14 protein-coding genes and 1 riboswitch are annotated in these 26,990 nt (G+C 52.9%); of the genes, 7 read left to right on the top strand and 7 right to left on the bottom strand.

What is annotated here, in order from left to right; genetic code table 11:
• Position 1: 1 nt before the first annotated feature.
• Together CA13_RS20955 and CA13_RS20950 are read right to left on the bottom strand one after the other, a co-directional pair.
• Positions 2-973, bottom strand: a complete 972-nt coding sequence (locus CA13_RS20955) for a MotA/TolQ/ExbB proton channel family protein (RefSeq protein WP_419194641.1) — start codon at positions 971-973, stop codon at positions 2-4.
• The gene (locus CA13_RS20950; protein ID WP_419194640.1) at positions 970-4,275 is read right to left on the bottom strand and encodes a tetratricopeptide repeat protein; all 3,306 of its coding nucleotides are present in this window, start codon (positions 4,273-4,275) and stop codon (positions 970-972) included. The genes CA13_RS20955 and CA13_RS20950 overlap by 4 nt, the downstream gene beginning before the upstream one ends.
• 327 nt (positions 4,276-4,602) lie before the next feature.
• On the opposite strand from CA13_RS20950, the gene CA13_RS20945 reads away from it, so the two are divergent.
• Entirely contained in the window at positions 4,603-5,583 is a 981-nt protein-coding gene (locus CA13_RS20945; protein WP_146399944.1) for an NAD-dependent epimerase/dehydratase family protein, read from the top strand.
• 126 nt (positions 5,584-5,709) lie between these two features.
• Here CA13_RS20945 and CA13_RS20940 read toward each other — a convergent pair whose 3' ends face one another.
• The 3 genes from CA13_RS20940 to kdsB form a co-directional block, all read right to left on the bottom strand.
• Complete coding sequence (locus CA13_RS20940; RefSeq protein ID WP_146399942.1) at positions 5,710-6,186, bottom strand: DUF1844 domain-containing protein; 477 nt, start codon at positions 6,184-6,186, stop codon at positions 5,710-5,712.
• A 33-nt stretch (positions 6,187-6,219) separates the two neighbouring features.
• Positions 6,220-7,857 carry a CTP synthase gene (locus CA13_RS20935; RefSeq protein ID WP_146399940.1) on the bottom strand — a complete coding sequence of 546 codons (1,638 nt, stop codon included), beginning with the start codon at positions 7,855-7,857 and terminating at the stop codon, positions 6,220-6,222.
• Between the two features lie 167 nt (positions 7,858-8,024).
• Positions 8,025-8,822, bottom strand: a complete 798-nt coding sequence (gene kdsB, locus CA13_RS20930; protein WP_146399938.1) for a 3-deoxy-manno-octulosonate cytidylyltransferase — start codon at positions 8,820-8,822, stop codon at positions 8,025-8,027.
• Between the two features lie 262 nt (positions 8,823-9,084).
• Between kdsB and CA13_RS20925 the strand changes: the two genes are divergently transcribed.
• Positions 9,085-12,426 carry an alpha-L-arabinofuranosidase C-terminal domain-containing protein gene (locus CA13_RS20925; protein ID WP_146399936.1) on the top strand — a complete coding sequence of 1,114 codons (3,342 nt, stop codon included), beginning with the start codon at positions 9,085-9,087 and terminating at the stop codon, positions 12,424-12,426.
• Positions 12,427-12,833: 407 nt separating this feature from the next.
• Positions 12,834-13,232: a large conductance mechanosensitive channel protein MscL gene (gene mscL, locus CA13_RS20920; protein WP_146399934.1), complete on the top strand. Its 399-nt coding sequence runs from the start codon at positions 12,834-12,836 to the stop codon at positions 13,230-13,232.
• Between the two features lie 74 nt (positions 13,233-13,306).
• Here the strand turns inward: mscL and CA13_RS20915 are convergent, their stop codons facing one another.
• The gene (locus CA13_RS20915) at positions 13,307-14,344 is read right to left on the bottom strand and encodes a family 43 glycosylhydrolase (RefSeq protein ID WP_146399932.1); all 1,038 of its coding nucleotides are present in this window, start codon (positions 14,342-14,344) and stop codon (positions 13,307-13,309) included.
• A 323-nt stretch (positions 14,345-14,667) separates the two neighbouring features.
• On the opposite strand from CA13_RS20915, the gene CA13_RS20910 reads away from it, so the two are divergent.
• The 4 genes from CA13_RS20910 to CA13_RS20895 all read left to right on the top strand — a co-directional run bounded on the left by CA13_RS20910 (position 14,668) and on the right by CA13_RS20895 (position 24,924).
• Complete coding sequence (locus tag CA13_RS20910) at positions 14,668-17,781, top strand: beta-L-arabinofuranosidase domain-containing protein (RefSeq protein WP_146399931.1); 3,114 nt, start codon at positions 14,668-14,670, stop codon at positions 17,779-17,781.
• A 208-nt stretch (positions 17,782-17,989) separates the two neighbouring features.
• Positions 17,990-18,267: riboswitch (cobalamin riboswitch) on the top strand.
• 237 nt (positions 18,268-18,504) lie between these two features.
• Positions 18,505-19,263, top strand: a complete 759-nt coding sequence (locus CA13_RS20905; protein ID WP_473087474.1) for a DUF1559 family PulG-like putative transporter — start codon at positions 18,505-18,507, stop codon at positions 19,261-19,263.
• 60 nt (positions 19,264-19,323) lie between these two features.
• Positions 19,324-24,711: a DUF4465 domain-containing protein gene (locus tag CA13_RS20900; protein ID WP_146399927.1), complete on the top strand. Its 5,388-nt coding sequence runs from the start codon at positions 19,324-19,326 to the stop codon at positions 24,709-24,711.
• A 12-nt stretch (positions 24,712-24,723) separates the two neighbouring features.
• Complete coding sequence (locus CA13_RS20895) at positions 24,724-24,924, top strand: DUF1289 domain-containing protein (RefSeq protein WP_146399925.1); 201 nt, start codon at positions 24,724-24,726, stop codon at positions 24,922-24,924.
• 1 nt (position 24,925) lies between these two features.
• Here CA13_RS20895 and CA13_RS20890 read toward each other — a convergent pair whose 3' ends face one another.
• A complete protein-coding gene (locus tag CA13_RS20890; protein ID WP_146399923.1) occupies positions 24,926-26,974 on the bottom strand; it encodes a PTS sugar transporter subunit IIA in 2,049 nt (682 codons plus the stop codon).
• Between the last annotated feature and the right edge of the window lie 16 nt (positions 26,975-26,990).

Genomic DNA, 26,990 nt, shown 5'->3' with positions numbered 1-26,990 from the left:
GCTAAGACCTCTTTTCGCCGCTACGGCTCTTGTTTGAAACCGGAGGTGGCTGAGGAGGTGGCGGTTGAATGGGTAGCTTCGATGGCGTTTCTCCATCGCTGGCGGGGAAATCCATGGCGTGCCCATTGCCATTTGCATCCAAACGTCGCCGACCGACAAAGGGGACCATCCGCGGCGCCAACTCGAAGGCAAGTTCTTCGATTTTGTGAAACAATTTTGCCAACCGGTTTTCCAAATATTGCGCCAATATCGCAGCTGGAATCGCAACAATCAAACCAGCCAACGTCGTGACCAACGCCGTATAGATTCCTTCGGAAAGTTGTTCGCTACGACTGCGATCGGCCGTCAACGTCGTGGATTCATGGAAGGCAACGATCATGCCCCAAACGGTTCCAAGCAGCCCCATCAACGGCGTTGCTGCGGCGGCCAAGTGTAACCAGCGAATCGGTGCGGATTGCTTATCAGCCTCACGCTGGATCATTTCAACGGCGGCATTTTCAATTTCACCAATCGGTTGTCCCGTCCGAAGCAACATGCCACGCACCACACGTGCGCCGGGTGACGGAAACTCCTCGCAAGCACGAAACGCGACGCTTGGATCGAACCGGCTCCCCATCTCTGTGATGTCTTCCATTTCTTCGACAAATGCCAAAGGAATGACTTTCTTTTGGCGAAGAGAGACGATTCGCTCGGTCGCCAGCGCAACAACGAGCAAACTCATCACCCCAATCGGGATCATGAATCGACCGCCCCGACCGATGAGCGACAACAAATCGATATGCATCGACTCGTCCGCGGGAATACCGACGGCTTCGCCTTGGCCCTCATTCTCACCATCGGCGATGATCGATTGAATATCGGAGGCGTTAATAGGAACGTCGCCGGTATCCTGAGCGGATAAAGCGGAGACGCTTAGTAGCAACGCTGCAAATATCACACTGGCAGCGGCCAATTTACGATTTGTAACACTCACTGTTTTGTCAACGCCTCGATGCGAGCTTGTGACTTTTCTGCAAGCTCATGCTTGGGATGTTTTGTGATGACATATTGAAAGAAATTATTGACATAATCACGCGCTTTCTTTTTCGATGCGGGGCTGTTCGCACGCTGCAAAAGCAGTTCGCTACATCGACCGGCTTCGAAGCCACTCTTGGCTTGCCAATTTTTGATTGAATCGGGGGCGTTTTCCGCGCCAAATCCATACATAACTCGCTGAAATTCAGGGATAGCCAAATCGAAACGCTGATTGGCAAAGTGTATTTCGCCCATCATGAAACGCGCCCTTGCGGCGACTTCGTTCCGAAAGTGATCCGCCACCTCACCGTACATCTGTAGAGCCTTATCGGGGTTTTCAGCCTGTTGATACGCGAAACCCGTTTCGTAGAAGACTTGAGCCATGTAAGCCGTCGACGGAAAACGCTCTCTCAGTTCATCGTACCACCCAATCGCTTCGTCCCATTTCTTCAATTGAGCCGCACTTTGCCCACCGTGCAGTAGCACCAATTCACGGGCTTGGCGGTCAGCAGAATCACGAAGTGTTGTGGAATTCTCGTTTTTTTCCTTGATACGTTGCCTGGCAACCGAGTAAGCCTTGATCGCGTCTTCATACTTGGATTGGTTGAATGAACACTCACCGACCATCATCAACGCGTCAAGCGTCAACCGCCCGTCGCGGTGTTTGTCGGCTTGCTTTTGAAACGCTTCCTTTGACTTCGAATAATCAGCGGCTTTGAATTGTGACCACCCTAGGCGATAGAGCGACTTTTCGGACAACTCGTCTTCGCCCGTTTGCTCTGCCGCCATGGAAAAGTACTCAGCCGCTTTCTTCCAATCCTTCGACTCGTAAAAACTTTGGCCAACGTAGTAGGCCGCTTCACTGGTGAGCGTCTTGTCGGATGATTGACCGATCAATTTCGTGAACGTTTTCACGGCGGTTTCTTGGTCATTCGATTCTCGTTGTGACCATCCCAATTCGTACAACACCTTGTCAATTGCAGGATAGTCAGGAACTTCCTTAACAAGTTGCTCAAGTCGCTCGGCAGCCTTATCTGGCTTGTCTTCCTTTTGGTCGATCAAGGCCAATTCATAAAGCACATGGCCAAGTTCAATGCCTTGGGGGTTGAACGCGAGGTAACCCTCCAAGTCCTTTCGAGCCGCGTCGAGTTTTTCAAGGTTGCGTCTGCACATTCCTCGTGCAAGTAGACCTTCACTATAAATTGGATGGTCGGAGTATTCTTTCAATAACGTATTCAGAGACTGAAAGGCTTCGTCGTACTCAGACGTTTCCATCAACAATCGGGCGCGACTGTAAAGTGCATACGGCATCAAACCCGGGTCTGCTTTGGAGGCCACAATTTGATCGTATAACAAAAGTGCGTTGCCAGAATCGTTTTGCCCAGTGGCCAATTGTGCCAATTTGTATCTCGCCTGATCTGCCATTCGTTGATTGGGCAGTTTTGCAACAATCGCTTGCCATGTCTCTTGGGCCGCATTTCGATCACCCGAAATCAACCACGCTTGACCGGACATTAACCAAGCCTCTTCGGCTCGCGGCCAACTGGGGTCCGAGTCGTAACTCGCTCGAAACGCTTTAGCCGCGTCAACCGGTTTATCCATCGCCATGTAGGCTTGTCCAAGCAATAATTGAGCTTCGGCCCGCTGACCTTTCTCTGGCAATTCGTTGGCCGACCGACGTAGCAATTGAATTGTCTCGTCCGCTCGGTCGGCATAGTTCAGTGCCAGGGCTGCGCGTAGCGTCCACAACGGACGCTGCAACGCATCACTTGGATCAGCGGACTTGAGCAGTTCGAGATAGGCCGTTGCAGCTTCGCCATATTTCTGGGTTGCCAATTGACTTTCAGCAGCAACAAAGCGAACGTCTGGGGCAAGGATGTCGTCCCCGAACCGCTGTAAAAACTCCGACGCCAACTCGATCGCCGTTTCAGGTTGATTGAGTTGCAGAGCCGAAAAAGCCGCGTTGTACAACGCTCGCGGAGCAACTGGCGAGTCCGGTGCATCGCGGTACACTTGTTCGAACACGTCGAACGATTCTTTGATCATAGCGGGGTCAAGCGATAACGCTTCAGCCAAGTCCAATTGCAATTCAGCTTTAAACTTGCCCGTTGCTCCCGCGCTAAGATGTTTCGTTGCTACGTTCTTTGCCGACTCAGGGTCATTCTTGCTCAAGTGGATTCGGGCGAGCCAATGAGCCGCTTCGGTCGACGCGTCGGGACTCTTTTGATTGAGCACCCTTTCGAATCGTTTCGCAGCCTCGTCGATGTCGCCGCTACGGTAGGTGGTTTGCGCGGATGCCAACATCGCAGCAGCTGCGTTTGTCGAATCGGGATACACGGTCAACAAACGCTCGTACTTTTCGGCTGCTTCTTTGGGTCGTTGGGCTTGAGCCAAGGCGTATGCTTGACGGAACAACGCATAAGAAAGGTCGTCTTCGTCCTCGGTCGACTCGAGCGCCTTGTCGAAAGCCTCAATGGCATCGTCATATCGCTTCTTCAAGATCCATGTGTCGCCGAGACGGAGATGGACATCGGTGACCAAATCACTCTTATCACAATTGCTTAAAAGCTGGCGAAACGAAGCGACCGCACTATCAAATTGATCCAATTGCTCATAGGCGACTCCGCGTGCGTAGAGCGCATCACATCGCAGCGGAGATTCTTTTGCATTGGATAGTGAAATCATTTTGTCGTACAGCGTGATCGCTCTCTCGGAATCGCCGAGACCATATGCGGCTTCGCCACTGTAGAACAATGCTCGGTCAAGAAATTGGCTTTTCGGAAACTCATTACGAAGAATGGAAAATGCATCAATGGTTTGCTGCAACCGTTTCTTGTCTTGGTTTGGTGCGACACCCGCAACTGAGTAAAGGCACCAACCTTGGTTGGCCAAACTCTCTTCCCGAAGGTCGTAGTTATCATCTTGAATTGCACGTCCAAACGCATCGGAGGCAGCGACGTAATCGGGGTCTTCCTTTTGCATAAAGCAAACGCCCAAATAGTGAGCCGCATTGGAAGCCATCGGGTCGTCGGGATACTTTTCCAGGAACGTCCTCCAACCATCGATCGCTAAAGCGAGGACCCCGTTGGTTTGGAAGTTCGCCGCGTCCGCATAAGCCGCTATCGCCTCTTCGCTGGACTCTCGGTCATCCTCTGCAAACGCGTCGTGCGATGACACGAAGATCGCGAGGATGGCGAAAACGAGACCGAAACGATAGCGATACGTTGAAGACAGGTTGGAGAGGACCTGTGATGAAAACACGAGCAAAACTCCTGGAAAACAGAAAGCGTTGAGGCTGAAGCCCTATTTTGACGAAAAAATCGTCAATCCGTAAACGTCCAATTCTAGCGGTCAGTCGATAGGGACGATAGTTTCACGCTGCCCGCCCGCAGGATGCGAAAAGTACCCGTATTGAGAACAAACCTCTTATTTTGCGAAGTTTTTCTGTTCATTACAGTCAACCGAATGGTCGGTACGTCCGTAACCAATCGGTAAGAAACCCCTTCATTCACGTTAGAAGGTTGCCGTCAAACGTAGTACGGTGACTCGCAAAACAAACGATTTCTCTTTTCACGAAACGGATCAACGGTGGACTCACTAAATTGTCTCATCACAGGCGGAGCCGGTTTTATTGGGTCGCATTTAGCTGAAAAACTGCTTCAGCAAGGTTTTCGGGTCACGATTGTCGATGACTTGTCCACAGGACGAAAAGAGAACATTGAACATCTGCTCGACAACCCTGCCGTTGAATATATTGAGGGTACGGTCGAAGACGAAGTTTTGGTTCACGATTGTGTCGACCGAGCGGATCGAGTCTACCACCTGGCGGCCGCCGTCGGCGTCGCTTTGATCGCCAAGCAACCCATCCAGACAATTGAACGGAATATTTATCCGACGCAGTTGATTCTCAATCGATTAGGTGAACGGGCCGAGCGTGGTGAACGGATTCCCTGTTTCATCGCAAGCACAAGCGAAGTCTACGGGAAAAACCCAAAAGATACTTACTCCGAAGAAGACGATTTGGTTTTTGGCGCGACGACCAAACCACGATGGAGCTACGGCGTTTCCAAAGCAATTGATGAGTTCTTGGCTCTAGCATTTTACAAAGAAAAGGGATTGCCAGCGGTAGTAGGACGTTTCTTTAACGTCGTCGGCCCACGGCAATCGGGTGCATACGGGATGGTTTTGCCGCGGTTCGTCGACGCGGCACTTCGAAATGAACCGCTTATCGTTCACGACGATGGGCATCAAGTACGTTGTTTTGCCCACGTTGATGATGTGGTCCGAGCGGTAACGGATTTGGTCGAAAATCCACATGCCGCTGGCCGCGTCTACAACATCGGTAGCGATGTGCCGATTTCAATTTTGCAACTCGCTGAAAAGGTGATCGCCCAGGTCGGCTCGAACTCCAAGATCGAATTCCAGACCTACGCTGCAGCATACGACGAATCGTTTGAAGATATCCGCCGCCGTGTTCCTGATCTGGCTCGTATCCGCGAAGCAATCGGTTACGAAGCAACGAAAGACCTGGACGAAATCATCCAAGCCGTCGCCGACTACTATCGTTGACCCCAAAGACCGATCGCATCCCAAAACTTGGTTTGAATCCGACTGCATTCGGCAAAACGACCGAGGAAACAACCACCGAACCGATGCGGGCATCCCTCGCGCGGTTAGCTCTCTTTAGAACACCGCCTAGGAAGCCTTTACGTTCACGTACATCATACGCATTGCATGGAGTGCCTCGGAAAGCATCTTCGCTTCGTTTTCCGACAGGTTTCCCTTGGTCTTTTCGCTCAACATATCGAGTGTATCGATGTAATGCTTGGCGAACGGTTTGTTGATGTTCGCTTTGCCAGTGGCCGGGTCCGGCATCTGGCCCAGCATCATCATCGCTTGCGTAAACAACATCGAAACAAGAACTTCAAACGACGCCGGTGGCGGAGCCTGAGCCCCAGACGCTTCGTCAGCAGCTGCATCTTTATCAGCAGACAATTCTTCCGGCGCAGCTACCGGCTCATCGGCTGGTTCCGACTCAACGGGCTCAACGGGCTCGTTGCCTTTCGCTGCGGCTGCCTCTTTTTCTTTGGCGACCTGTTCTTTCCAATCATCGTCGATGATGATCTTTGGTTCTTCAGCAGGATTTTCGGAAGGGTTTGGAGTGTCACTCATGGCTATTACTCTTTTGAGTCAAAACGGTTTTCGCTAGCTAATCGATTGCTTTTCTTCTGTATCGGCTCGCTTCAAATGACGTTCAACCGCCGCTTCGACGAAACCGGCGAATAGCGGGTGAGCCTTGAGCGGTTTGCTTTTGAATTCAGGGTGGAATTGGACTGCGACAAACCAAGGGTGGTCAGGGACTTCGATGATTTCCACCAACCCGCCATCGGGGCTTGTACCGGCAAACCGCATCCCATTGGCTTCGAACTGCTGCCGATACTTATTATTGAATTCGTAACGATGACGATGGCGTTCGTCGACCTCATCCGTCCCATACGCTTTTCCAGAAAGGCTATGCCGATCAAGCTTGGTCGGTTGTTTGCCCAATCGCATCGTGCCGCCCATTTGCGTCACATTTTGCTGTTCGTCAAGCAAGCAGATGACCGGATGTGCCGTGTCCTTGTCAAACTCACTTGAATGGGCGTTTTCTAATTTCACGACGTCTCGTCCGTATTCAATCACGGCACATTGCATTCCCAAACAGATACCAAAAAACGGAATGCCGCGTTCACGGGCAAAACGAATTGCTTGGACTTTACCTTCGATTCCACGCTCGCCAAAACCGCCGGGAACAAGAATTCCATGGTAACCACTCAGTAGCCGCTCGGCCCCTTCGCGTTCGATGTCAGCACTTTGGATGCGTCCGATCCTGATTTGGGCTTGATGATGCATCCCCGCATGATCGATCGCTTCGTAGATCGACTTGTACGCATCTTTGTGTTCCGCGTACTTTCCTACGACTGCGATCGAAATCTCGTGGCGAGGGTTTCGCAACCGATGCAGCAAATCGGTCCAAGGGGTGATATCGAGTGACGATGCTGGCAAATTCAATTTCTTAACGATCAATTCGTCAAGCTTGTTGTCGACCAATGAAATGGGAACTTCGTAAATCGAAAAGTCCTTGTCCTTCTCTTCGATCACCGCTTCCACAGGAACGTTGCAGAACAACGCGATCTTTTCGCGATCTTCGCGGCTGGTCGAATGCTCACAGCGACAAACCAAAACGTCTGGTTGAATCCCAATCTCGCGAAGTTGGCCAACGGAATGCTGAGTCGGCTTCGTTTTGAGTTCATCCGCCGCTTTCAAATATGGCACCAGGGTCAAGTGCATATAGAGGCAGTTTTCGCGGCCAACATCAAGCGAAAATTGACGGATAGCCTCCAAAAACGGCAAGCTTTCAATATCGCCAACCGTTCCGCCGATTTCAGTGATGACGACATCCACGTCGTCACCCCCCATCCGTTTGATCACCGATTTGATTTCGTTGGTGATGTGCGGGATCACTTGGACCGTCTTACCTAAAAACAGTCCTTTGCGTTCTTTTTCGATGACCGACAGATAAATTTGTCCTGTCGTGTAGTTGCAATCTCGCGACAACTCACCCGAAGTGAACCGTTCGTAGTGGCCCAGATCCAAGTCGGTCTCGCTGCCGTCATCAAGAACGTAGACCTCGCCATGCTGGTAAGGGCTCATTGTCCCCGGGTCGACGTTAATGTAGGGGTCCAATTTTTGCATTCGGACCCGCAATCCACGCTGCTCTAAAAGCATTCCGATCGATGCGCTGGTGAGCCCTTTTCCGAGTGAGCTAACGACGCCGCCGGTTACAAAGATATGTTTTGTCATGGAACAAGATAATAGTACAGCAAAGGAAAAAGGGGTAGGTCCGATCGTTGTTTTCACCACGCAACGGGTCTGGCCCGCGAAAGCGATCTAGAATCTGGCCCGCGATAGCAGTTCGGCCCGCGATAGCAGTTCGGCCCGCAAACGGTTAAACGCAAGAAAGGTTTAACCTACGTATTCTGGTTTGCAAACGCCACTCGCTCGGCAAATGCCCGAAAATCCTCTTCGGTATCGATTCCGGGCACCGCCGACTCGACTCTAGCGACAACAATTTGCTTGCCAGCCTCGATCGCCCGCAATTGCTCGAGACGCTCGGTCTGTTCGAGCACGCTTTGCGATTGCTGTGAAAACCACTGCAAAAATTCGCGGCGATAGGCGTATAAACCGAGGTGGTGCCAGAACAACGGCGGTTCAGCCAGCAATGATTCTGCGGTCACACCGCCGCGCATATGGGGTACGACCGAGCGGCTGAAATAGATCGCCCTGCCCTGCCCTGCCCCTTTGGCCCCACCCATTTCACTCGCCAAAACAATTTTGACGCACCCTGGATCCTGAAGCTTTTCCAAGTCGCGGATCGGCGTGCCAACGGTGGCGATATCCGCCGACGGGTTGTCAATCAGCAGCGACGCGACCAAGTCGATAGCCACCGGATCGATTTCGGGTTCGTCCCCTTGGACGTTCACAAACACATCAAACTCCGGGCACTGCTTGGCCACTTCGGCAATCCGATCGGTGCCGCTTGGGCAGTTCACATCCGTCATGATCGCTGTCCCACCAAACCGTGTCACTTCGTCGGCCAACTTCGCATCGTCCACCGCGACGACGACTCGGTTCGTCACCGATGCTCGCGAAGCGGCTTGCCATGTGTACTGAAGCACCGACTTTCCATCGACGCGTCGAAGCAATTTTTCAGACAAACGAGTGGAAGCAAGTCGCGCGGGAACGACGATTAGACAAGCGTTGTTCATATTGAAATATCGATGAAAGAAAAAAGGATGGACAACTCAATCATCCCCGAAACGGAAACTGCCGCAAAGGGCATCAAGTTTTCGGCCCAATCATCGCTCGGGCTGTGAAAGAAACACGACGGAACACCCGGCTATCGAGCCTGAAGCGGATCGCATCGCCTAATTGCCCACTTCTACCCTATTCCTTTCTGCTCATAGAATCATGTTTGTCGACAAACGTGCCTGTAAAATCGAAACTTGTATTCCTTGAAGGACGGATGCCATGGCGATGATACGCCTGAGTGTGATTAGATTGATGTGCCTCTTGACTGCCATATTCATCCCGGCCGACACAGCAACCTCGGCCGACACAGCAACCTCGGCCGACACAGCAATCGTGGCAGACACAGCGACGGTGACTATCGACGCATCAAATCCAGGCCCCAAGATCAATCCCCGTATGTATGGAATCTTCTTGGAGGAGATCAACCATGGAGTGGACGGCGGCTTGTACGGGGAATTGATCCGCAACCGTGCCTTCGAAGATTCGCGACCACCCGAGGGCTACACGCTGCGGAACGGCCGCTGGGTGGACGCCGGGGGCTTCGACTCCGGATTCTCTCGATACGGCTACTCTACCAACGGCGTACCTTTTTGGTCTCTGGTACAGCAAGGATCCGCAGCAGGGACGATGCACTTAGAGACGAACGGCGGAGTAACCGAATCCTCTGCGTATTGCCTGCGTCTTGATGTGGAAGACGCTACGAAGGGAAGAATCGGCGTGTCCAACGGCGGTTTCTTTGGCATGGGAATCCGAAAAGGCGAGTCGTACGCGTTGTCGCTCTATGCCCGCAGCGGCGATCGATTCAATGGACCGCTGACGGTTCGCTTGGAAGATGCCTCAGGCACAGCCTGTTCGGATGAGCCGGAAGTGCATGGCATCACCGCGGAATGGAAACAGCACAAACTCACCCTTACTGCTACGAAGACAGATTCTAAAGCTCGGTTGGTCATCCTGGCTGGTGACAAGGGTCAAATTTGGTTGGACTTCGTTTCGCTATTCCCAGAAGAAACATGGAAGGGCCAATCCAATGGTTTGCGTTTGGACATCGCCCAGATGATCGCAGACCTCAAACCGGGTTTCGTACGCTTCCCCGGCGGATGCGTGGTGGAAGGCGGCACGGTAGAGACCGCCTACAACTGGAAACTCACAGTCGGACCTGTTGAGGATCGTCCGGAGCGATGGGGCCCTTGGAACTATCGCCAAACTCATGGCATGGGATTATATGAGTACCTCCGATTCATCGAAGACGTCGACGCAAAACCGCTGTGGGTGGGCTTCTGCGGCCAAACCTGCATCTTCCGCCAACGGGAGACCGTACCGATGGAAGAGATGGGCTGGGTCCGGGACAATTTCCTCGACATCGTGGCGTACGCCAATGGCCCTGCTGATTCCAAGTGGGGAACCATGCGAGCCAAGGCCGGTCACCCCGATTCCTTTGACCTTAAATACATCGAGATTGGAAATGAGAACCAGGGACCGGAATACGGCGAGAGGTACCGATACGTGCACGATGCGATGAAGTCCAAACACCCCGACTTGACCTACTTAGCGGACCTGTCGTGGACAAGCCGAGAGTCACTGGGCCATGCCGTATTCGACATCGAGGACCGCCACTATTACAACTCCCCACGCTGGTTCCTCTCTCGGTTCAATGAATACGATGGCCGTGATCGCCATCTGCCACCTCTGTACTTGGGCGAAGTGGCCGTCACCAGCGGGGAAGGCGGACCGCTCCGGGGCAACCTCTTGGCAGCGCTCGCCGAGGGCGTGTTCCTTCTGGGTTGCGAGCGGAACAGCGATACCGTCAACATGGTCTCTTATGCTCCGCTGCTGGGGCATGTAAAGGGCCGCACGGAGCTGACCAATGCGCCGCCGCCATGGCATGCCATGATCTATTACGACGGAACCCGCATCTTCGGAACCGCTTCGTATTACCTCTGGAAAATGCTCGGCACCAACCTCCCCACTCACACCGTCCAAACCGAAGTAACGTTCCCCGATGCCGGTCCTCAAAAGGTCACTGGACAAATCGGCGTGGGCACCTGGGACGCAACCGCCGAGTTCAAAGCCGTGCGTGTAGAACAGCAAGGCAAGGTCCTCTATGCCTCTGATTTTACAGAGGACGCAGCAGGCTGGACACCGGATCATGGTCGTTGGAACGTAGCGGATGGAGTCTACCGCCAAAGCCGACGGGGCCAGGGACTCAGCTATTTTGGCGATGAGACATGGACCGATTACACACTTACACTCAAAGCCCGCAGACTCAGCGGTGGCGAGGGATTCCTGATCGCCTTTGGACACAAGGGACCAGACCGGTATTGGTGGAACCTCGGAGGATGGGGCAATAGCCAACACGCCATCGAGTTTAACCAGAGCCCTGTGGGCCGACCCGTCCGCGGTCGGATTGAGGACAATCGCTGGTATGACATCAAGGTTGAGGTCAGCGGACAACAAATTCGCTGTTTTCTGGACGGTCAGTTGGTTAACGAGGGTCAGGCTCCTTCGGAGACCAAGGTCTTTGCCGTTGCCGGTCCGGATGAGGCCAGCGGAGACATCATCCTCAAGGCCATCAACATTTCGGATCAGCGGATGGCGACCAACGTGTCTATCTCAGGGGCACAGGTCAAACCAGGAAAAGCCGCCGTCACCGTCCTGACCGGCGCGTCCCTTAGCGAAAACAACTCACTCGACGAACCAAATAAGATCTCACCTCGGACGACCCTAATGGAAGTCCACGGACCAAAGTGCACGCTTCAGCTTCAACCGCATTCGCTGACGGTTATCCGCTTCAAGACGCAAGCGAGTCCTACACTATCGGATTCCAAACAACGCCCCGATTCCTACAAACTAGCGATCGAGACGATCGAACCACCTGAGAAGGATTTCTTTGCGAAGCAACTGAATTTCAAGGGCATCCCGATCAAAGCCCCTAAGGAAGTCGTCGACGAAGCTCTTTTCGAAGCCTACGATCGTTTGGATAGGATGATGGCCAACCTGCCGAACGTTCCTGCAAGCCTAGCCGCAGTCGGGGCAGAGTTGCACATCATCGGCAGGAATCAAGTCACCACAGACTTGCCCGAATGGCGACACGACAAGGGCAAACCCATTGCCGAATACAATGGCCTGACTCGCGACGAGCGGACTCGCGGGATGGGTGGGCTGTTGACCTCCTGTGGGGAAGAAAACCTACTTCGCCTGAAACAGGACCGCTATCAAGGCCGTGACATTTGTGTACACGAATTTGCTCACAACATTCTTGGCCACGGTGTTCCCAGGGCAATTCGCCAACGTTTCGAGGACCAACGGCAAAGGTCGCTCGACGCAGGGCATTGGGTCAATTCCTACGCTGGAACCAACACCCACGAGTTCTTTGCAGAGCTGGCCATGTGGTACTTCGGGACCCACGGTGACCTACACATGGAGGGCCCAAAGCCCGCGAATGGTCCCGAGGGCCTGAAAGCGTATGACCCCACAGCCTACGCACTGGTGGACGACTTTTGGAGCGGACGGCTAACAACCGGCAATCCAGAGAGAAACAACCGCAGAAGTCTGCCCCAATAAGACCGAGACAAACACGGAGCAAAAACGCAGATGCAATCGTTTGACGAGCGAATACTTACGCTGCAATCGGCCTGAACACCTCTCGCGCAGCTTGCCTTTGATCGCTACCAGTGAGCATCTCAATTGACGGCGAATACCCCGGAATATAGCTCCGACGACACTGGCCTGAACGCTCGCCATCACACAGATGGCAACATTAGGCGAAATAAGCAGCCCGTGCGCCGTCGTTTGGATCGATTTTGTGCGGAAGTTCGAACTCACTTACGCTTTCTCTAGAACAGTCCCGCAGCCTAACCAATTGGCGGCTATGACCTTACACCGAAATTCGGAACCGGCGTTTTTTTGATACACGCTGGCAAGCGATTCCAAGTTTCAACTTCATCAATTTACCAAAGAGAACATTTCAAATGAGTTTCATTCAAGACTTCAAGGATTTCGCATTTAAAGGCAATCTTATCGACATGGCTGTCGGCATCATCATGGGCAGTGCCGCTGCGGCAATTGTAAAGTCCTTCATCGACAACATCGTTTCGCCTCTAATTGCTGTAATCGCAGGCGTTCCCGACATGTCAAGTCTCAAGATGCCCTTGGGAAAAATGATCGAGAACGCTGACGGAGAACAAGTCCAAGCAGCTATCCATTACGGCAGTTTCATTCAGAACGTCATCGACTTTACGATTCTCGCGTTTGTGATTTTCGTGGCATTGAAAGTCGCCGCAAAGTGGATGAAGAAGGCAGAAGAAGAAGCTCCCCCAGCAGCTGACATTGTGCTGTTGACCGAAATCCGCGACGCACTGAAGAAGTAAACAGCGTCATTCACTCCCAGGGACGGCACCGTTGCAGGCCGCCGTCCCTGTGGCCATGGCACCCATTTGCATCCTCAATTTTTCTTATTTGAGGGGCCGACTGCGGGCACGGACTCAAAAACGTCAACCGATAACAGGCGACCGTTCGCGGCGTGTCGCAGCGGAGCAAGACAGGTTTCACGGTTAAAACCGTTGCCATCGGGGATACGGAACCGGTGGAAGGCGATCACCCACTCATCGCTACCGGGTATCTGGACAATCGAATGGTGGCCGGCACCTTTGACGATGCCATCCTGACTTAGAATCGGATTGACCGGAGCCTTCTCGAACGGTCCCAGCGGCGAATCCGAAGTGCCGTAAGCAACAGAGTAGCGTGGATCACGGGTGTCGTATTCCGACCAACTGAGATAGTACTTCCCATTTCGTTTATGAAGAAACGCCCCTTCATTGTAACCCGGCGGCGTGATGTCTTTTACTTCACCTGGATTAAACGAAATCATGTCGTCATTCAACTTAACAACTTTGCAGCGACCTTGCCCCCAATACAAGTAAGCGGATCCGTCGTCATCGACAAAGACCATCGGATCAATGCATTGCATTTTCCGGTAGTCTCCCTTCGCCACAAGAGGCTCACCGAGTGGATCTTTGAACGGACCTTGAGGGCGGTCAGCCACGGCGACGCCAATATTCTGGGCGGCACTAAAGTAATAGAAGTACTTGTCATTCTTCGTGGCGATCGCGGGAGCCCATGCATGGACATCCGCCCATTTCAGATCACGCGGCAGGTCAAGAATGACGCCTTCGTTCGTCCAGTTCACGAGGTCTCTCGACGACCACGTCCGAAACAAAGTGGAACCCCAACCAGGATTTCCATCGGTTGTTGGATAAATGTAAAACGTATCCTCAAACACCGCGATGTGCGGATCGGCGTTCAAGCCTGGTAAAACAGCCGATGGTGCCTCGCGCTGCTCGTCCGATGCCAGGACGCACTTTTGTTCCTGTAGCACTGGAACCAAAAAACCTCGCCAACATTGAGCATGCGAAGGACTTGCAATCAGCAAGGAAATTGCTATGCCTGCGAGACTTAGACGATCAAGATACGGCATGTTCATAACAACGACTCTTCATATTTGATGAGTAACAGCAGGTTCAACAAGGGAAGCCGCAATGATAACATGTCGCTTCGCGGTGAATACTGACAAAGACGCAACAAGCAATTCAGTCGGCTATCATGGTTAGCCGAAGTGTTGCATTTCCCCTACCCTGGCATTGCCCTTCCGACTTGCAAGAGCCACTCATATTAGGGCCTGAAAACACGGGGCTTAAGAAACACGGGGCCCTTTCTGAACTCCTGCTTCAGATAGACTCATCAAACATGAGTGTTGCTTGAAGACTTCCTGATGCTCTTTTATCCAATCTTTTTCAAGGCAATCGCATGAGACCCCCTCACGCTACAGCATTTGCGATACTGAGCCTAATTGTGGTCGCGTTAAGTCTTCCGTTGAAGCTTGCCCAATCGCAACACTCTCAGGGAGACCAGTTCCTCAACGGTATCGGCGAAACAGCATTGGCTGCCCGATACGTATTGGCAGGCAACTCGCAAGATTGGTCCCGAAACAATCACCATGCTGCGGTTCACGGCGCACCGGTGTCATACGTCGACGACGAAAAATTCGGTCGAGTTCTATCGCTTGCTGGCGGCCGTGGCGGGTTCCTACAAATTCCAGGAAACGCATTGATAGGGTTTGATACTGTGAGCATTACTAGCTGGGTTTTCTTCCGATCCGAACAAGCATGGCAACGACTCTTCGACTTCGGACAGGGACCGACTGCTAATTTCTTTTGCACGCCGATGGGAGAGCAACCTAACGAAGGCTTTCGAGCACGCATCACCGCGACGGGATGGAACAACGAGAACGGACCGATGTCGGCACGAATCGCATTGAACCGATGGGTACATCTTGCAATTGTACTGGATGCTTCAAAACAGACATTGACGACCTACGCCGATGGCAAGCAAGTTGGCCACGCAACAAACATCGCTTTGACTCTTGAGGATGTACTGCACCAAGAAGATGGCGACAAGAACCGTCTTTTCATTGGTCGTTCGCAATACGATACCGACGAGACCGCACATGCCAAACTACATGATGTCCGGGTCTATACAATTGCGTTAACCGACGCTCAGGTAGCAACGATCCATCGCGACACGCTTTCGACCGATACGATACCATCGTCAAGCCCTCAAACCGCACCTCAACCCGACCAAACCCAATCCATGGCCGTATCCTCTTCGGCTGTCTACGGGACGTCCATTGTCGCAGTGCCCGACGTGAACGTCGAAACCGTTGTGGGACACCTTCCACGGTTACCTCTTTGGGTTCCAGCCACGTTCAACAACGGAGGCGATAGACCCAAGGTACGCGTGATTTGGCCGGCGCCGAAAAACAATTCCGAAGCTCTCGACGTGGGGACATACACGATTACTGGATCGATCCCAGGCACGGACCTCCACCCCAAAGCAGTTATTCATGTCGCCCCCGCATCAGACAATACCACGACAACAGCGGTGCAACTGCTTGCTCCCTTTCCGTTGGGACGAGTAACCCTGAACCACGACGGACAAGGACACGCAACTCCTTTCATCAAGAACCGCGACAAGTTCTTCAAGTCGCTAACGCTCACGAATGCCGATAGTTTCCTCTATATGTTTCGGGATGCATTTGGACAAGAGCAACCCGACGGCGCACGACCGCTAGGGGGCTGGGATAGCCAAACCACGCGATTGCGTGGACACGCCAGCGGACACTACTTGTCCGCGATCGCACAGGCATACGCTAGCTGTACGTACGACGAAACGTTGCGGGCCAATTTCAAACAGAAGATGGACTACTTGATCGAAACGCTTCACGACCTCTCTGAAAAATCCGGTGGGCTCTCTGAAAAATCCGGTAGGCCACGGATTGCGGAAGGCGACTTCAACGCCGATCCGGCAAGCGTGCCACCTGGCCCCGGACGCGATGGCTACACATCGGACCTTAGTGAAGATGGTATTCGCACCGATTACTGGAATTGGGGCAAAGGGTATATTAGCGCCTACCCACCGGACCAATTCATCATGCTTGAACAGGGGGCAACCTATGGTGGTCGGAACAATCAAGTTTGGGCCCCCTATTACACGCTTCATAAAATCATTGCTGGCTTGCTCGATTGTTACGAAGTCGGCGGAAATGAGAAGGCTCTCAAAGTTGGCAACGGCATGGGACTTTGGGTATATGAGCGGCTACGACACGTGCCCGCACAAACGCGCATCCAGATGTGGAATCGCTACATTGCCGGCGAATTCGGTGGCATGAACGAAGTGATGGCTCGACTGTATCGACTGACGGACGACGCACGATTTCTAGAGTGTGCGCAACTGTTCGACAACATTGACTTCTTCTTCGGGAATGCTGATCGTACGCACGGCCTAGCGTGTAACGTCGACACCATTCGCGGCAAGCACGCAAACCAGCACATCCCACAGATCACCGGAGCACTTGAAACCTATCGCTCCAACCGAGATCCGCGCTACTTCCATCTAGCCGACAACTTTTGGCATATCGTCACTGGCTCGTACATGTACGCCATTGGCGGTGTCGCGGGTGCCAGCACGCCCAATAACGCAGAGTGCTTTCCCGCCGAACCCGATAGTCTGTTCCGGAACGGTTTCTCGAGCGGCGGTCAAAATGAAACCTGTGCGACCTACAACTTGCTAAAACTCAGCCGCCAACTATTCATGCACTCGCCCGATACGAAGTACATGGATTACTACGAACAAGCTCTCTACAACCACATCCTGGCTTCGGTTGACGAGGACAATCCGGGGAACACCTATCACGTGCCACTTAACCCCGCATCGAGGAAACGGTTTGGCAACGCAGGGATGCGTGGCTTTACCTGCTGCAATGGCACTGCATTGGAAAGCAGCACGAAGCTACAAGATTCGATCTACTTCAAGAGCGTGGACAATAGCAAGCTGTACGTGAACCTATTCGTGCCCTCCAAACTCGATTGGAACGAACGTGGCATCGAGGTAACGCAAGCGACGAGCTTTCCCTACTCTGACCGCACGCGACTGACGATCGATGGCGATGGCCAATTTGCCATCATGGTGCGAGTCCCCTCGTGGGCGACAAATGGAATGCATGTGTCAATCAACGGAATGAGTCAGACCGTCGAATTGCCCAAAGGAAAGTACCTGACGCTTGATCGACAGTGGAAAAGCGGTGACACAATCGACTTGCAGATACCGATGAGTTTCCGTCTCAGCCGCATCATGGACCAGCCGAATATTGCAAGCATCTTCTTCGGCCCAGTCCTGTTGGCAATCGACGAACCGGGACCGCTGTCGACGTGGCGACAAGTGAAAATCAACACCAACGACATCGGCCAATCAATCGTGGGGGACCCTAGCAAACTACGCTTCCAAATCGGCGAACTGCAACTCAAACCGTTCTTCGAGACGTATGACCGGTATTCGGTATACATCGACGTGGTGCCGCAGTAGTCCCCGGGCGGAAAGGCTGATCGAGTCCATTTTTAGTTACAGGTGCTCGATTTAGAGGCGTGTCCCAATGCTGCCCTGAGGACTTTGCGGGTGGTTTCCCTGGGCACGGCGATGTTCGAATCACCGCCGTTTTGGGCCAATCGGTGGCGGGTTGCCCTGACAAAAAAAGCACACTGGTTTGACAGTTTGCAGACACAAAGATAAAGTCAGAGCTAACGGTGAGCGGTGCCACAAAACCTTGGGATTATTGGTTTTGCGGAAACAGGGAACTTCGGTGAAAACCCGAGACGGCCCGGCCGCTGTAATGGATGTTGGTGCTCCGGTAGGGCCGCGTAATGGCGGTTCGAAAGTGCACCAAGCTACTCCTTCACTCTTTCATGCCATTGTTGTTTGTTCGCTCCCCTCGGGAACGATCGACGATGAGAAGGCGGAAGTGGGTAATGTGCATCCAGTAGTCAGAAGACCTACCGACCTCACCGGGTGCTCGGAAAGCTGGCGGCATTTTGTCGCTGCTTTCGACAAAAACCTTCTTGGGTGAGGTTCGCATCAGAATCGCGCATCGTGACTTGCAGGAATGGCCCCACCACGGGTTTTGAGTCACACGCGTGAATCATGTTCGTCATGCGCTGGAAATTGTTGACCATCGTAACTATTCCGATTTTTAATGCGGTTAAGTCCATGACCACTTCGCGATTGCGTTCTCCGCGTCCAAGGGCGTTCACCTTGGTTGAACTCTTGGTGGTCATTGCCATCATCGGCGTTCTGGTGGGATTGTTGCTTCCCGCCGTCCAGGCGACTCGCGAAGCGGCAAGGCGAATGCAATGCCAAAACCGGTTGCACCAAATCGGTTTAGGGCTTCACAACTACCACGCCGCGTTCAATCGATTCCCCATCGGTGACCTACAACCTCGCCCGCTTTGGCCAAACGGCAAAGAGTTCGCCTGGTCAGCGTTCGTGTTGCCTCAGATTGAGCAAACGGCGGTTTGGGAACGAATCAATTTTAGTGTTCCCTACGATGACCCGATCAATGCCGATGTGGCTGCATCCGTGATCCCCACTTACATCTGCCCATCGACACCACGGTCGAGCAATCGATTGAAAGACCGTGGCGTGACGGATTACGGCGGCATCTATGGGGAACGCATTGTCAGCCGCAACGATCCTCCGTCGGGTGTCATGATCCATGATCGTGCGATCCGATTCCGCGACATCCTAGACGGAACATCGACCACGATTGTCGTTTCCGAAGACGCGGGATTCGCGGATGGACAATGGATCAATGGAAAGAATTTGTTCGACCAAGCGTTCCAAATCAACCACGCACCAAAATTCGAAAACGACATGCGATCCTATCACCCCCAAGGCGTGCACGGCCTATTTGGCGACGGTGCAGTCAGGTTCTTAACCGACAGCATGGACCTAGAAGTGTTGGCATCCATTTGCACCCGAGCTGGCAAGGAAGTGGTCACCGAAGCCTGGTAATTCTTTACCTATCATCCCTGAAATCCATCTTGATCAAATAGCATTCAAATTCACAATAACATGAACACTAAAAAACGCCGCTCGTTTGCCACTTCGCTTCGTCGCCGACTGACCACCGAAATTCTCGAGGATCGTCGATTGCTCGCTGCGGGGCCCTATGCACCGGCTGCTGGTGAAATCGGCAGTACCGCAATCTCAATGGATGACGCCGCAATCATTGGGTGGGCAACAAATTGGAAAGACTACGCTCCCGGTGCTGAAGTCGACGCACAATGGCAAACACCTCATAAAGCCATCGGACCAGCCGAAGGCAATACTGGCGACGTTGTCACGCTTGGTCGTGGCGGTCAAATCACGCTTGAATTTGACGCACCGATTCGCGATGGACTCGGCAATGATTTCGCTGTCTTTGAAAACGCATTGACCGATTCATTCTTGGAACTTGGCTACGTCGAAGTTTCGTCCGATGGAGTTCATTTCTTTCGTTTTGCAAATGACTCGCAAACGGACGCAGCGGTTGGAACTTACGAATCGCTGGATCCAACACAGATCAACGGGCTAGCGGGAAAATACCGTCAAGGATTTGGTACACCATTCGACCTAGCCTCGCTGAAAGGCACATCCCCGTTTCTAGACGTAACGAGTGTGACTCACGTCCGTGTCATCGATATCGTCGGTGATGGTTCGGCCAAAGACACTAGCAACGATTCAATCTTCGATCCTTATCCCACGAACGGCAGTGCAGGATTCGACCTTGACGGTGTCGCAGTGATGAATCAATCGCCGGTGACAATATCGTCGATCGACTTCGAGGACGTCGGTGCTACACTTGGTGCGAATTCGCATTGGAATGGTCCGGATCCGAACGGCACAACCATCACCGGAGCATATGATGAGTTAACGACCGTTGGGCAATTCCAAACCGCTGGTGCAACGTTTAACAACGCGATTTCGCTCGACTCTGGGGCGTGGAACGGATGGGCCTATTCGAACGAGACCAATACGACAACGCCAGGATTCGAAAACTCGTTCAGTGCGTTTCCCGGCCAAGGAGCCACAGGCTCCGGGACTTTCGCCGTCGCTTTTGCGGATCAATCGGATTTCTACGAACCACCGACGATTACGTTACCCGTTGGTGCCGGAATGGTTCAATCGATCCAAGTTACCAACACGACCTACGCGGCGTTGTCCATGCGAGACGGCGATTCCTTCGCCGAACCATTTGGCGGTGCGAGCGGCAACGAACCTGATTGGTTCTTGCTGACAATCGAAGGCAAGGATCCAGGCGGCGCAAGCGTCGGAACCGTTGACTTCTATTTAGCAGACTACCGGTTTGCCGATTCAGCTTCGGACTACATCGTTGACACATGGCAAACGATTGACTTGTCATCGCTCGGCCAAGCCGCGTCGCTGCAATTTGCTTTGACGTCGTCCGATGTGGGAACCTTTGGGATGAACACTCCTGCGTTCTTTGCAGTTGATAATCTTCAACTTGTTGAACCTGGCTTGGCAATCGACTTTTTGAAGTATGCTGTTACCGAGGACGCTGGCAGCCAGGCAACCACGGCGCGAGTCACACGTGGTGGAACCAGCCTGGCGTCCGCGCAGGTCGTTCAGCTTCAGCCAAACAACGCATCGCTATCGGTACCCGCCTCCGTCTCGATCCCGGCGGGCCAAGCGTTCGTCGATTTTTCAATCGGTGTGATCGACAACCAAGTTTCGCTCGGCGATGTGATGGTGGAATTGACCGCTTCCACAACCAGCGGCCTACAAGCCACACGAACGTTGCAAGTCGTAGAAGACGACTTGCCGCCACTAACCTTCAGCGTCAATCCATCCACCGTTGATGAAGGCGACACGGTGACTGCTACCGTGACGCGGCCCGATGCAAACAAAGCGACCGCATTGACAGTAAATTTATCGAGCGATTTGCCTGCAATCGCATCCCTACCGGAGACGGTAATTATTCCGGCCGGAGCAACGTCGGTTATGTTTGACATTACCGGCGTGGATGATGAAATCGACCATGGGCAATCAACGGTACCGTTGACCGCATCGGCAAACGGATTCGTATCAGCGACGTCTCAGGTCGTCGTGTCCGACAACGACATCGCAGCATTGGCCATCACCTCTAATCCTAGCGAATTTTCGGAATCGGACGCTTTTCCCACCACCCAATTTGAAGATGTAGGTTCGCGACTCAGCGAGGAATCTTTCAACAATGGTTCCGATGGCCGTGGAGGTTTTACTTCCAATAGCCTCAACTTCAACAACGACTACAACTCCGAGTATGGATCTTGGTCCGGCTGGGCGTTTTCGAACACAACTGACACGACGACTCCCGGTTATTTTAATCAATACAGTGCTTTCGCTGCAGGCGGAGCAAACGGCTCGGACACCTACGCGGTTGCATCGGTGTACGGCATCGACTTGCCCAACATCGTTCGTGACGAATCCAACGGGATCGGCTTCAAAGAACTTTCGGTCACCAACACCACCTACGCTGCATTGTCGATGCGTGAGGGTGACGCATTCGCCAAAAAGTTTGGTGGTGAATCGGGCGATGATGCGGATTGGCTCCTGCTAACAATCCAAGGACTCAACAACCAGGATGAATCCGTTGGGACGGTCGACTTTTACTTGGCGGATTACCGCTTCGATGACAATAGTCTCGATTACATTGTCAGCGATTGGACCACGGTCGATGTGTCATCGTTGACTGCCGCTACGAAACTTGTATTCTCACTTAGCTCGTCCGACAACGGCGACTTCGGGATGAACACACCCGCCTACTTCGCGATCGACAATGTTGTACTTGATCAATCCAGCGGATCGAATTCACCATCGATTTTGGTGACCCGAGAAAAGATGGAATTGACCGACCCAATCGAAGTCACGCTGACCAGTAGCGATCCTGGTTTAGCCCTAGTACCACAAACGGTTACGATACCGACAGGCCAAGCATCGATCGAAGTCCCGGTGCGATTGCTCGACAATTCAACCTCTGACGAGAATCGATTGGTGACGTTTTCGGCTGCCGCAAACCGGCTCTCGGCTACAGCCGATGTTGTTATCACCGATGACGATGCCCCCGCGGTGACGCTTACGATTCAAACGCCACAGCTAAATGAAACACAAGGGTCCCCGAGGGCCGACTTTGAGCGAATCGGCCAGCAACTGACGAACGAAACAGCCTACAACGGCTCCGATGGTGCAGGACAATTCGAGTCGTCCGCGTTGATTTTCAACAACGACTTCAATCCAACGTGGGGATCATGGTCGGGATGGGCCGTTTCAAACACGACCGACTCCACAACGCCTGGCTACGGAAACCAATTCAGTTCCATCACTAGCAGCGGAGCCAACGACTCAGCAACCTTCGCGATTGGCACCACTGGCGGCGTGACGCCGACGATCGAGCGCAGCGACGACGCCGACAACTTTGTGTTCGATTCGTTGCAGGTCACTAACGCCACCTACTCAGCACTATCGATGCTTGACGGCGACTTTTTTGCGAAAAAATTTGGCGGCGAAAGTGGCGACGATGCCGATTGGTTCTTACTGACCATCGAAGGCTATGACGCGTCAAACGAATCGATTGGGGAGATCGAATTTTATCTTGCCGACTATCGATTCAGCGACAACTCGCTCGATTACGTTGTCGACGCATGGACGAAAATTGATTTGTCGAGTATCGGCGAAGCGAGATCATTGTCGTTCTCGCTTAGCAGTTCGGATGTAGGCGACTTCGGCATGAACACGCCGGCGTATTTCGCGGTCGACGACATCCAAATGAAATCCACCGACACCTCGGTTGGAAGCGGAATCGTTCGGCGAAATGACGCTGACATTTCGACTCCGTTAACGGTCACCCTATCGTCAGCCCCCGCAGGTCCCTTATTACTTCCTCCGAGTGTCACGATTCCATCCGGCAGCAAAACGGCGAGTTTCTCGTTCGACATCGCCAACAATTCGCTCGTCAACGACGCGGTTATCACCATTGATGGAACCGCGGACGGCTACACCTCGTTCGGCGATTCGGTTCGCATCGTTGACAATGACTACTCGCCAGTCGGATTTATCGTTGCACAGTCCAGCGGAACCACGGCAGTAAGCGAATCGGGAACCTCCGACTTTGTCGAAGTCCGCTTGACGAGCAAACCCGATTCCGATGTTGTGATTGAGGTATCTCACCAGTCATCTGATGACTTTTCAGTGAACGTGACGCGGCTTACCTTTACTACAGAAAACTGGAACTCGGCGCAAACGGTTTCCTTTTCTGGCATCCCCGATTTTGAAGTCGAAGAAAACGATCTAGGCACCGTTCGAATCCAAGTCGTTGCAACCGACTCCGACCCAGCGTTTGCGGATGCCGAGACAACCGATGTGGTGGTTGCAATCGGAGAGCACGCAATCACCGATATCGAACTGATCGCCAGCGAAGGAAAACCGATCATTCGCGATGCCGCTTTGGGCTTCGAATTCAGCTTCTCTGAATCAAACGAGCGGTCCCAGTGGACCGCAGATGACCGAGTTCAAAATCTGACGGTAATGGAAAACACCTTTGACACTGGACTCGCGGAAGTCAATCTGGCTGGTGGAACAGATTCGGTTGAATTGTCCGACTCCACTTCGCTTCACCTTGACGGCGGCGACGGGATTGACCGATTGACGATTCTAGCGACCGATCGTGAACTGAACCTTGGCGGTTTCTTGACCGATGCCGTGGTTGGATTTGAGCATATCATTGTCGCAAGGGAGGGATCGAGTTCGATCTATATTGGATCGGATACTTCACTCGTCTCGCTAGGATCGGAAGTCACGACGGTCGTTCATGCGAAATCGCGTCCGGTCTTTGTCGATCCCGCTTGGGAGCTGCGGGACCCTCGCATCGTCGACGGGGTCTTTATGCATATCATTAGCCAAGGTGAAACGGAAATCCACATTGAATCCACTTCCTCATGGCAAAACGTTCGCGACCACTATGACGTGAACAATAACGGTTCGGTAGCCTCTTCCGATGCACTTGCCATCATCAATCAATTGCTAATGCAAGCCACGCCAAACTTGCCATCGATTGATACGCTGGAAACTTTCGGTGGCTTCTATTTTGATGTCACAGGCGAAGGCGAATTGACCGCTTTGGATGCATTGGTTGTCATCAACCTGCTCAACCAAACAGTAGAACTGCCAGCGGGGAATGGCGAACAAGTGGTTTCGGTCATCTTCGCTTCGACGTCATCGGAACCTAACCTGGGCGATTTGCTTGACGACCAAGTACCATTCGATTTGAGCCCATTGTCGACGAGTCCAACGAAGTCAAATGCGACCGATTCATTGAATCCAACGCGAGAAGTTGTTTTCGTGGAACCGGTCGATGCTGTGATGCGAGAAATCGACGACGTCATCTCCGAAATTGGTGAAATCAAAATCGGCAACGAACTATAGGAGGACTGTGAGATGAGTCAATTCGAACCTACCACCTCGCTTGGGGCGACTCCGTCGCCTTGTGTTGGGAAGTGCATTTTGAACGACCATCAAGTTTGCACAGGATGCTTCCGAAGTCGTAGTGAGATCGGCAGTTGGTCGATGGTCGCAGATCCCGAAAAACGCCGAATCGTCGAACGAGCCGAGACAAGGCGTTTAAAAATGGACCTGTGATTTAACCTGGCAAACTGCTGCTTGATTCGCTCGGAATCTCTTCGGCATCGAGCGCAACGAGATGCTTTGGCTTAAAGTATTGTCCCGCGATCATTCGCACGGGGACGAGCAATGCAATAAACAGCGGAAAAATGATCGCGATGGCACTGCTTTTGGTCAACCAAAGAATCGTTAAGCACACCAATTGCAATGCCGTGTAAAGATGAACGACCTTAAAAGGCACACGGCGGATGTAGTGCGTTTGCGGGTACAAACTTCGTTCCATCGGTAGAAGCATCAGCCGTTCGAGAAATTGATTGCCGCGCATGGATACCAATCCCATGAACAAGAACATGCCATAAAGCACCGCCATCGGAACGAGCTTCAATAGCGATAACGCAATCAGCGAACCACCGATGCCAATGTGAATGGCAAACCCGGTCACACGCGTTTCGCGAACATGAAGGATTTTATCACGACGGTCTCCACTGGGCAAAACCACCTCTTCAACATCCGCAAGGCTGCGGACATGGTTCAGTGAGCGTACCGTCGCAGCAACCAACCATGGCAAGCCAAACAGGCTAAACAAAGCTGTCATCGCACCGACCAAACCCAAATCCCAGTGGTAGGCCGGACCTTTGCGAAGCCGGTTGTCGGCACTGTTGACCAGCCGCGCCGTGATGTTTTGGTCAAGATAAACCAGGACTGCACCGAGTAGCCCAGGAATCGACGAAGCCCACCAAACCCACCGCGGTGCATGCATCGGATTGACGAACCAATCGCGGCCACCTTGAATTGATGGAGCAAATTTGTCGGGGATATCCAATTGAGCCAAATTGACATTGCTAAGCCAATACGCAACCGCACTCATTGCCACAAGCGCGATCGTTGGCCCAAAGTCACCAAGCCATTCTCGCATCCACGGCAACAAGAATCGGCTACGCCGAAACGCCTGCAAATTGGTCGCTAGGTACAGCGTCCCGAGCGCTAGTAGTAGTGTTAACAAAGCATGCGAGGGGTTTGACAAGTCATTGACGTCTTGCGATTCACGAATCAGCGACGAGATCGCTTCATAAATGAAAATCATTGAGATCAACGCGGCGAAAATTTCGTCGGTAAACCGAGTAAAGAATCGCATCAAGAAGCTGGCGTCGGTAACGGCCAACAATATCGTCAATCCACCCGTCCACAAACTGACGCAGGCGTAGGTGGGCAAAAACGGCAGTTCGAGATGGCGACAAAGCTGGTAAAGCGTGGTGATAAAGACCAATAGCGGCCCGGTCGTACCGAGAATATTGAGTGGTTGGCCCGAGAACAACGCATAGATCACGCCGCCAATTGCCGTTGCCACGATTGTCTCGACCGCCCCAATTTCACCATGAGTGCCCACGCCAATCACACCACCAAACGTGACCGTCGGAGCGAGGCAGGCAAAGAACAGAAACATCGTCGAGGCGATGCTTTTAGGATGCAAGCCGTCGCGAATGTCCGAAGCATACCGTGGGAGGCGGCGCCGTAAATCACCAACCAATCCTCCGCCCAATCGGCCTGTCCAGCGAAGACCTCGGTAGCGGTCTGCTTCGGCGGCAGTTTCCCCCGGGGCGATCCGGCCTTCATAATGCCGGAACGCCTCGGCAAGCCCCGCGGAGCCTTCCGCATGGCGAAGTTCGAACCTCGCTTCCGAGTCGCTCATGAAACGGGCGATCGCAGCCAAGGTATCGATATGTTGGCGTGCAGCGGCTTCGGGGCCGATCAACATAAAGATATACGAAACAGGCACGCCGTCCATCGCACCGACGTTGATCGGATGTTCCAATCGAGCGAACACGACCAGCGGTTCGCTCAATACGTCGCTGTACGCGTGTGGAACTGCTACCGCACGACCGATCGCCGTCGCCGAGGTCCGCTCACGGTCGAGAAGTTGAGCGCTAAGTACGTCGCTCTGTTCCTGATCAATTAACCCACGGCGAACCAGTTCTGCGGTGATCTTATGGATCGCATCTTCGAGTCCTGACGCGTCGAGGCCGAGAATGCATCGATCTTCGTGAAACGATTTTTCAACAAGTTGCATTCAGAAGAGCCCGTAC

The organism is Novipirellula herctigrandis, assembly GCA_007859835.1.
Lineage (GTDB): Bacteria > Planctomycetota > Planctomycetia > Pirellulales > Pirellulaceae > Novipirellula_A > Novipirellula_A herctigrandis.
This window is presented reverse-complemented; position numbering and strand designations above follow the sequence as displayed.

Excerpts from the sequence above, each read along its gene's own strand:
- kdsB (WP_146399938.1), bottom strand. The coding sequence starts at position 8,822 with ATGAACAACGCTTGTCTAATCGTCGTTCCCGCGCGACTTGCTTCCACT.
- CA13_RS20915 (WP_146399932.1), bottom strand. The coding sequence starts at position 14,344 with ATGAACATGCCGTATCTTGATCGTCTAAGTCTCGCAGGCATAGCAATT.
- mscL (WP_146399934.1), top strand. The coding sequence starts at position 12,834 with ATGAGTTTCATTCAAGACTTCAAGGATTTCGCATTTAAAGGCAATCTT.
- CA13_RS20890 (WP_146399923.1), bottom strand. The coding sequence starts at position 26,974 with ATGCAACTTGTTGAAAAATCGTTTCACGAAGATCGATGCATTCTCGGC.
- CA13_RS20940 (WP_146399942.1), bottom strand. The coding sequence starts at position 6,186 with ATGAGTGACACTCCAAACCCTTCCGAAAATCCTGCTGAAGAACCAAAG.
- CA13_RS20910 (WP_146399931.1), top strand. The coding sequence starts at position 14,668 with ATGAGACCCCCTCACGCTACAGCATTTGCGATACTGAGCCTAATTGTG.
- CA13_RS20895 (WP_146399925.1), top strand. The coding sequence starts at position 24,724 with ATGAGTCAATTCGAACCTACCACCTCGCTTGGGGCGACTCCGTCGCCT.
- CA13_RS20900 (WP_146399927.1), top strand. The coding sequence starts at position 19,324 with ATGAACACTAAAAAACGCCGCTCGTTTGCCACTTCGCTTCGTCGCCGA.
- CA13_RS20935 (WP_146399940.1), bottom strand. The coding sequence starts at position 7,857 with ATGACAAAACATATCTTTGTAACCGGCGGCGTCGTTAGCTCACTCGGA.
- CA13_RS20925 (WP_146399936.1), top strand. The coding sequence starts at position 9,085 with ATGGCGATGATACGCCTGAGTGTGATTAGATTGATGTGCCTCTTGACT.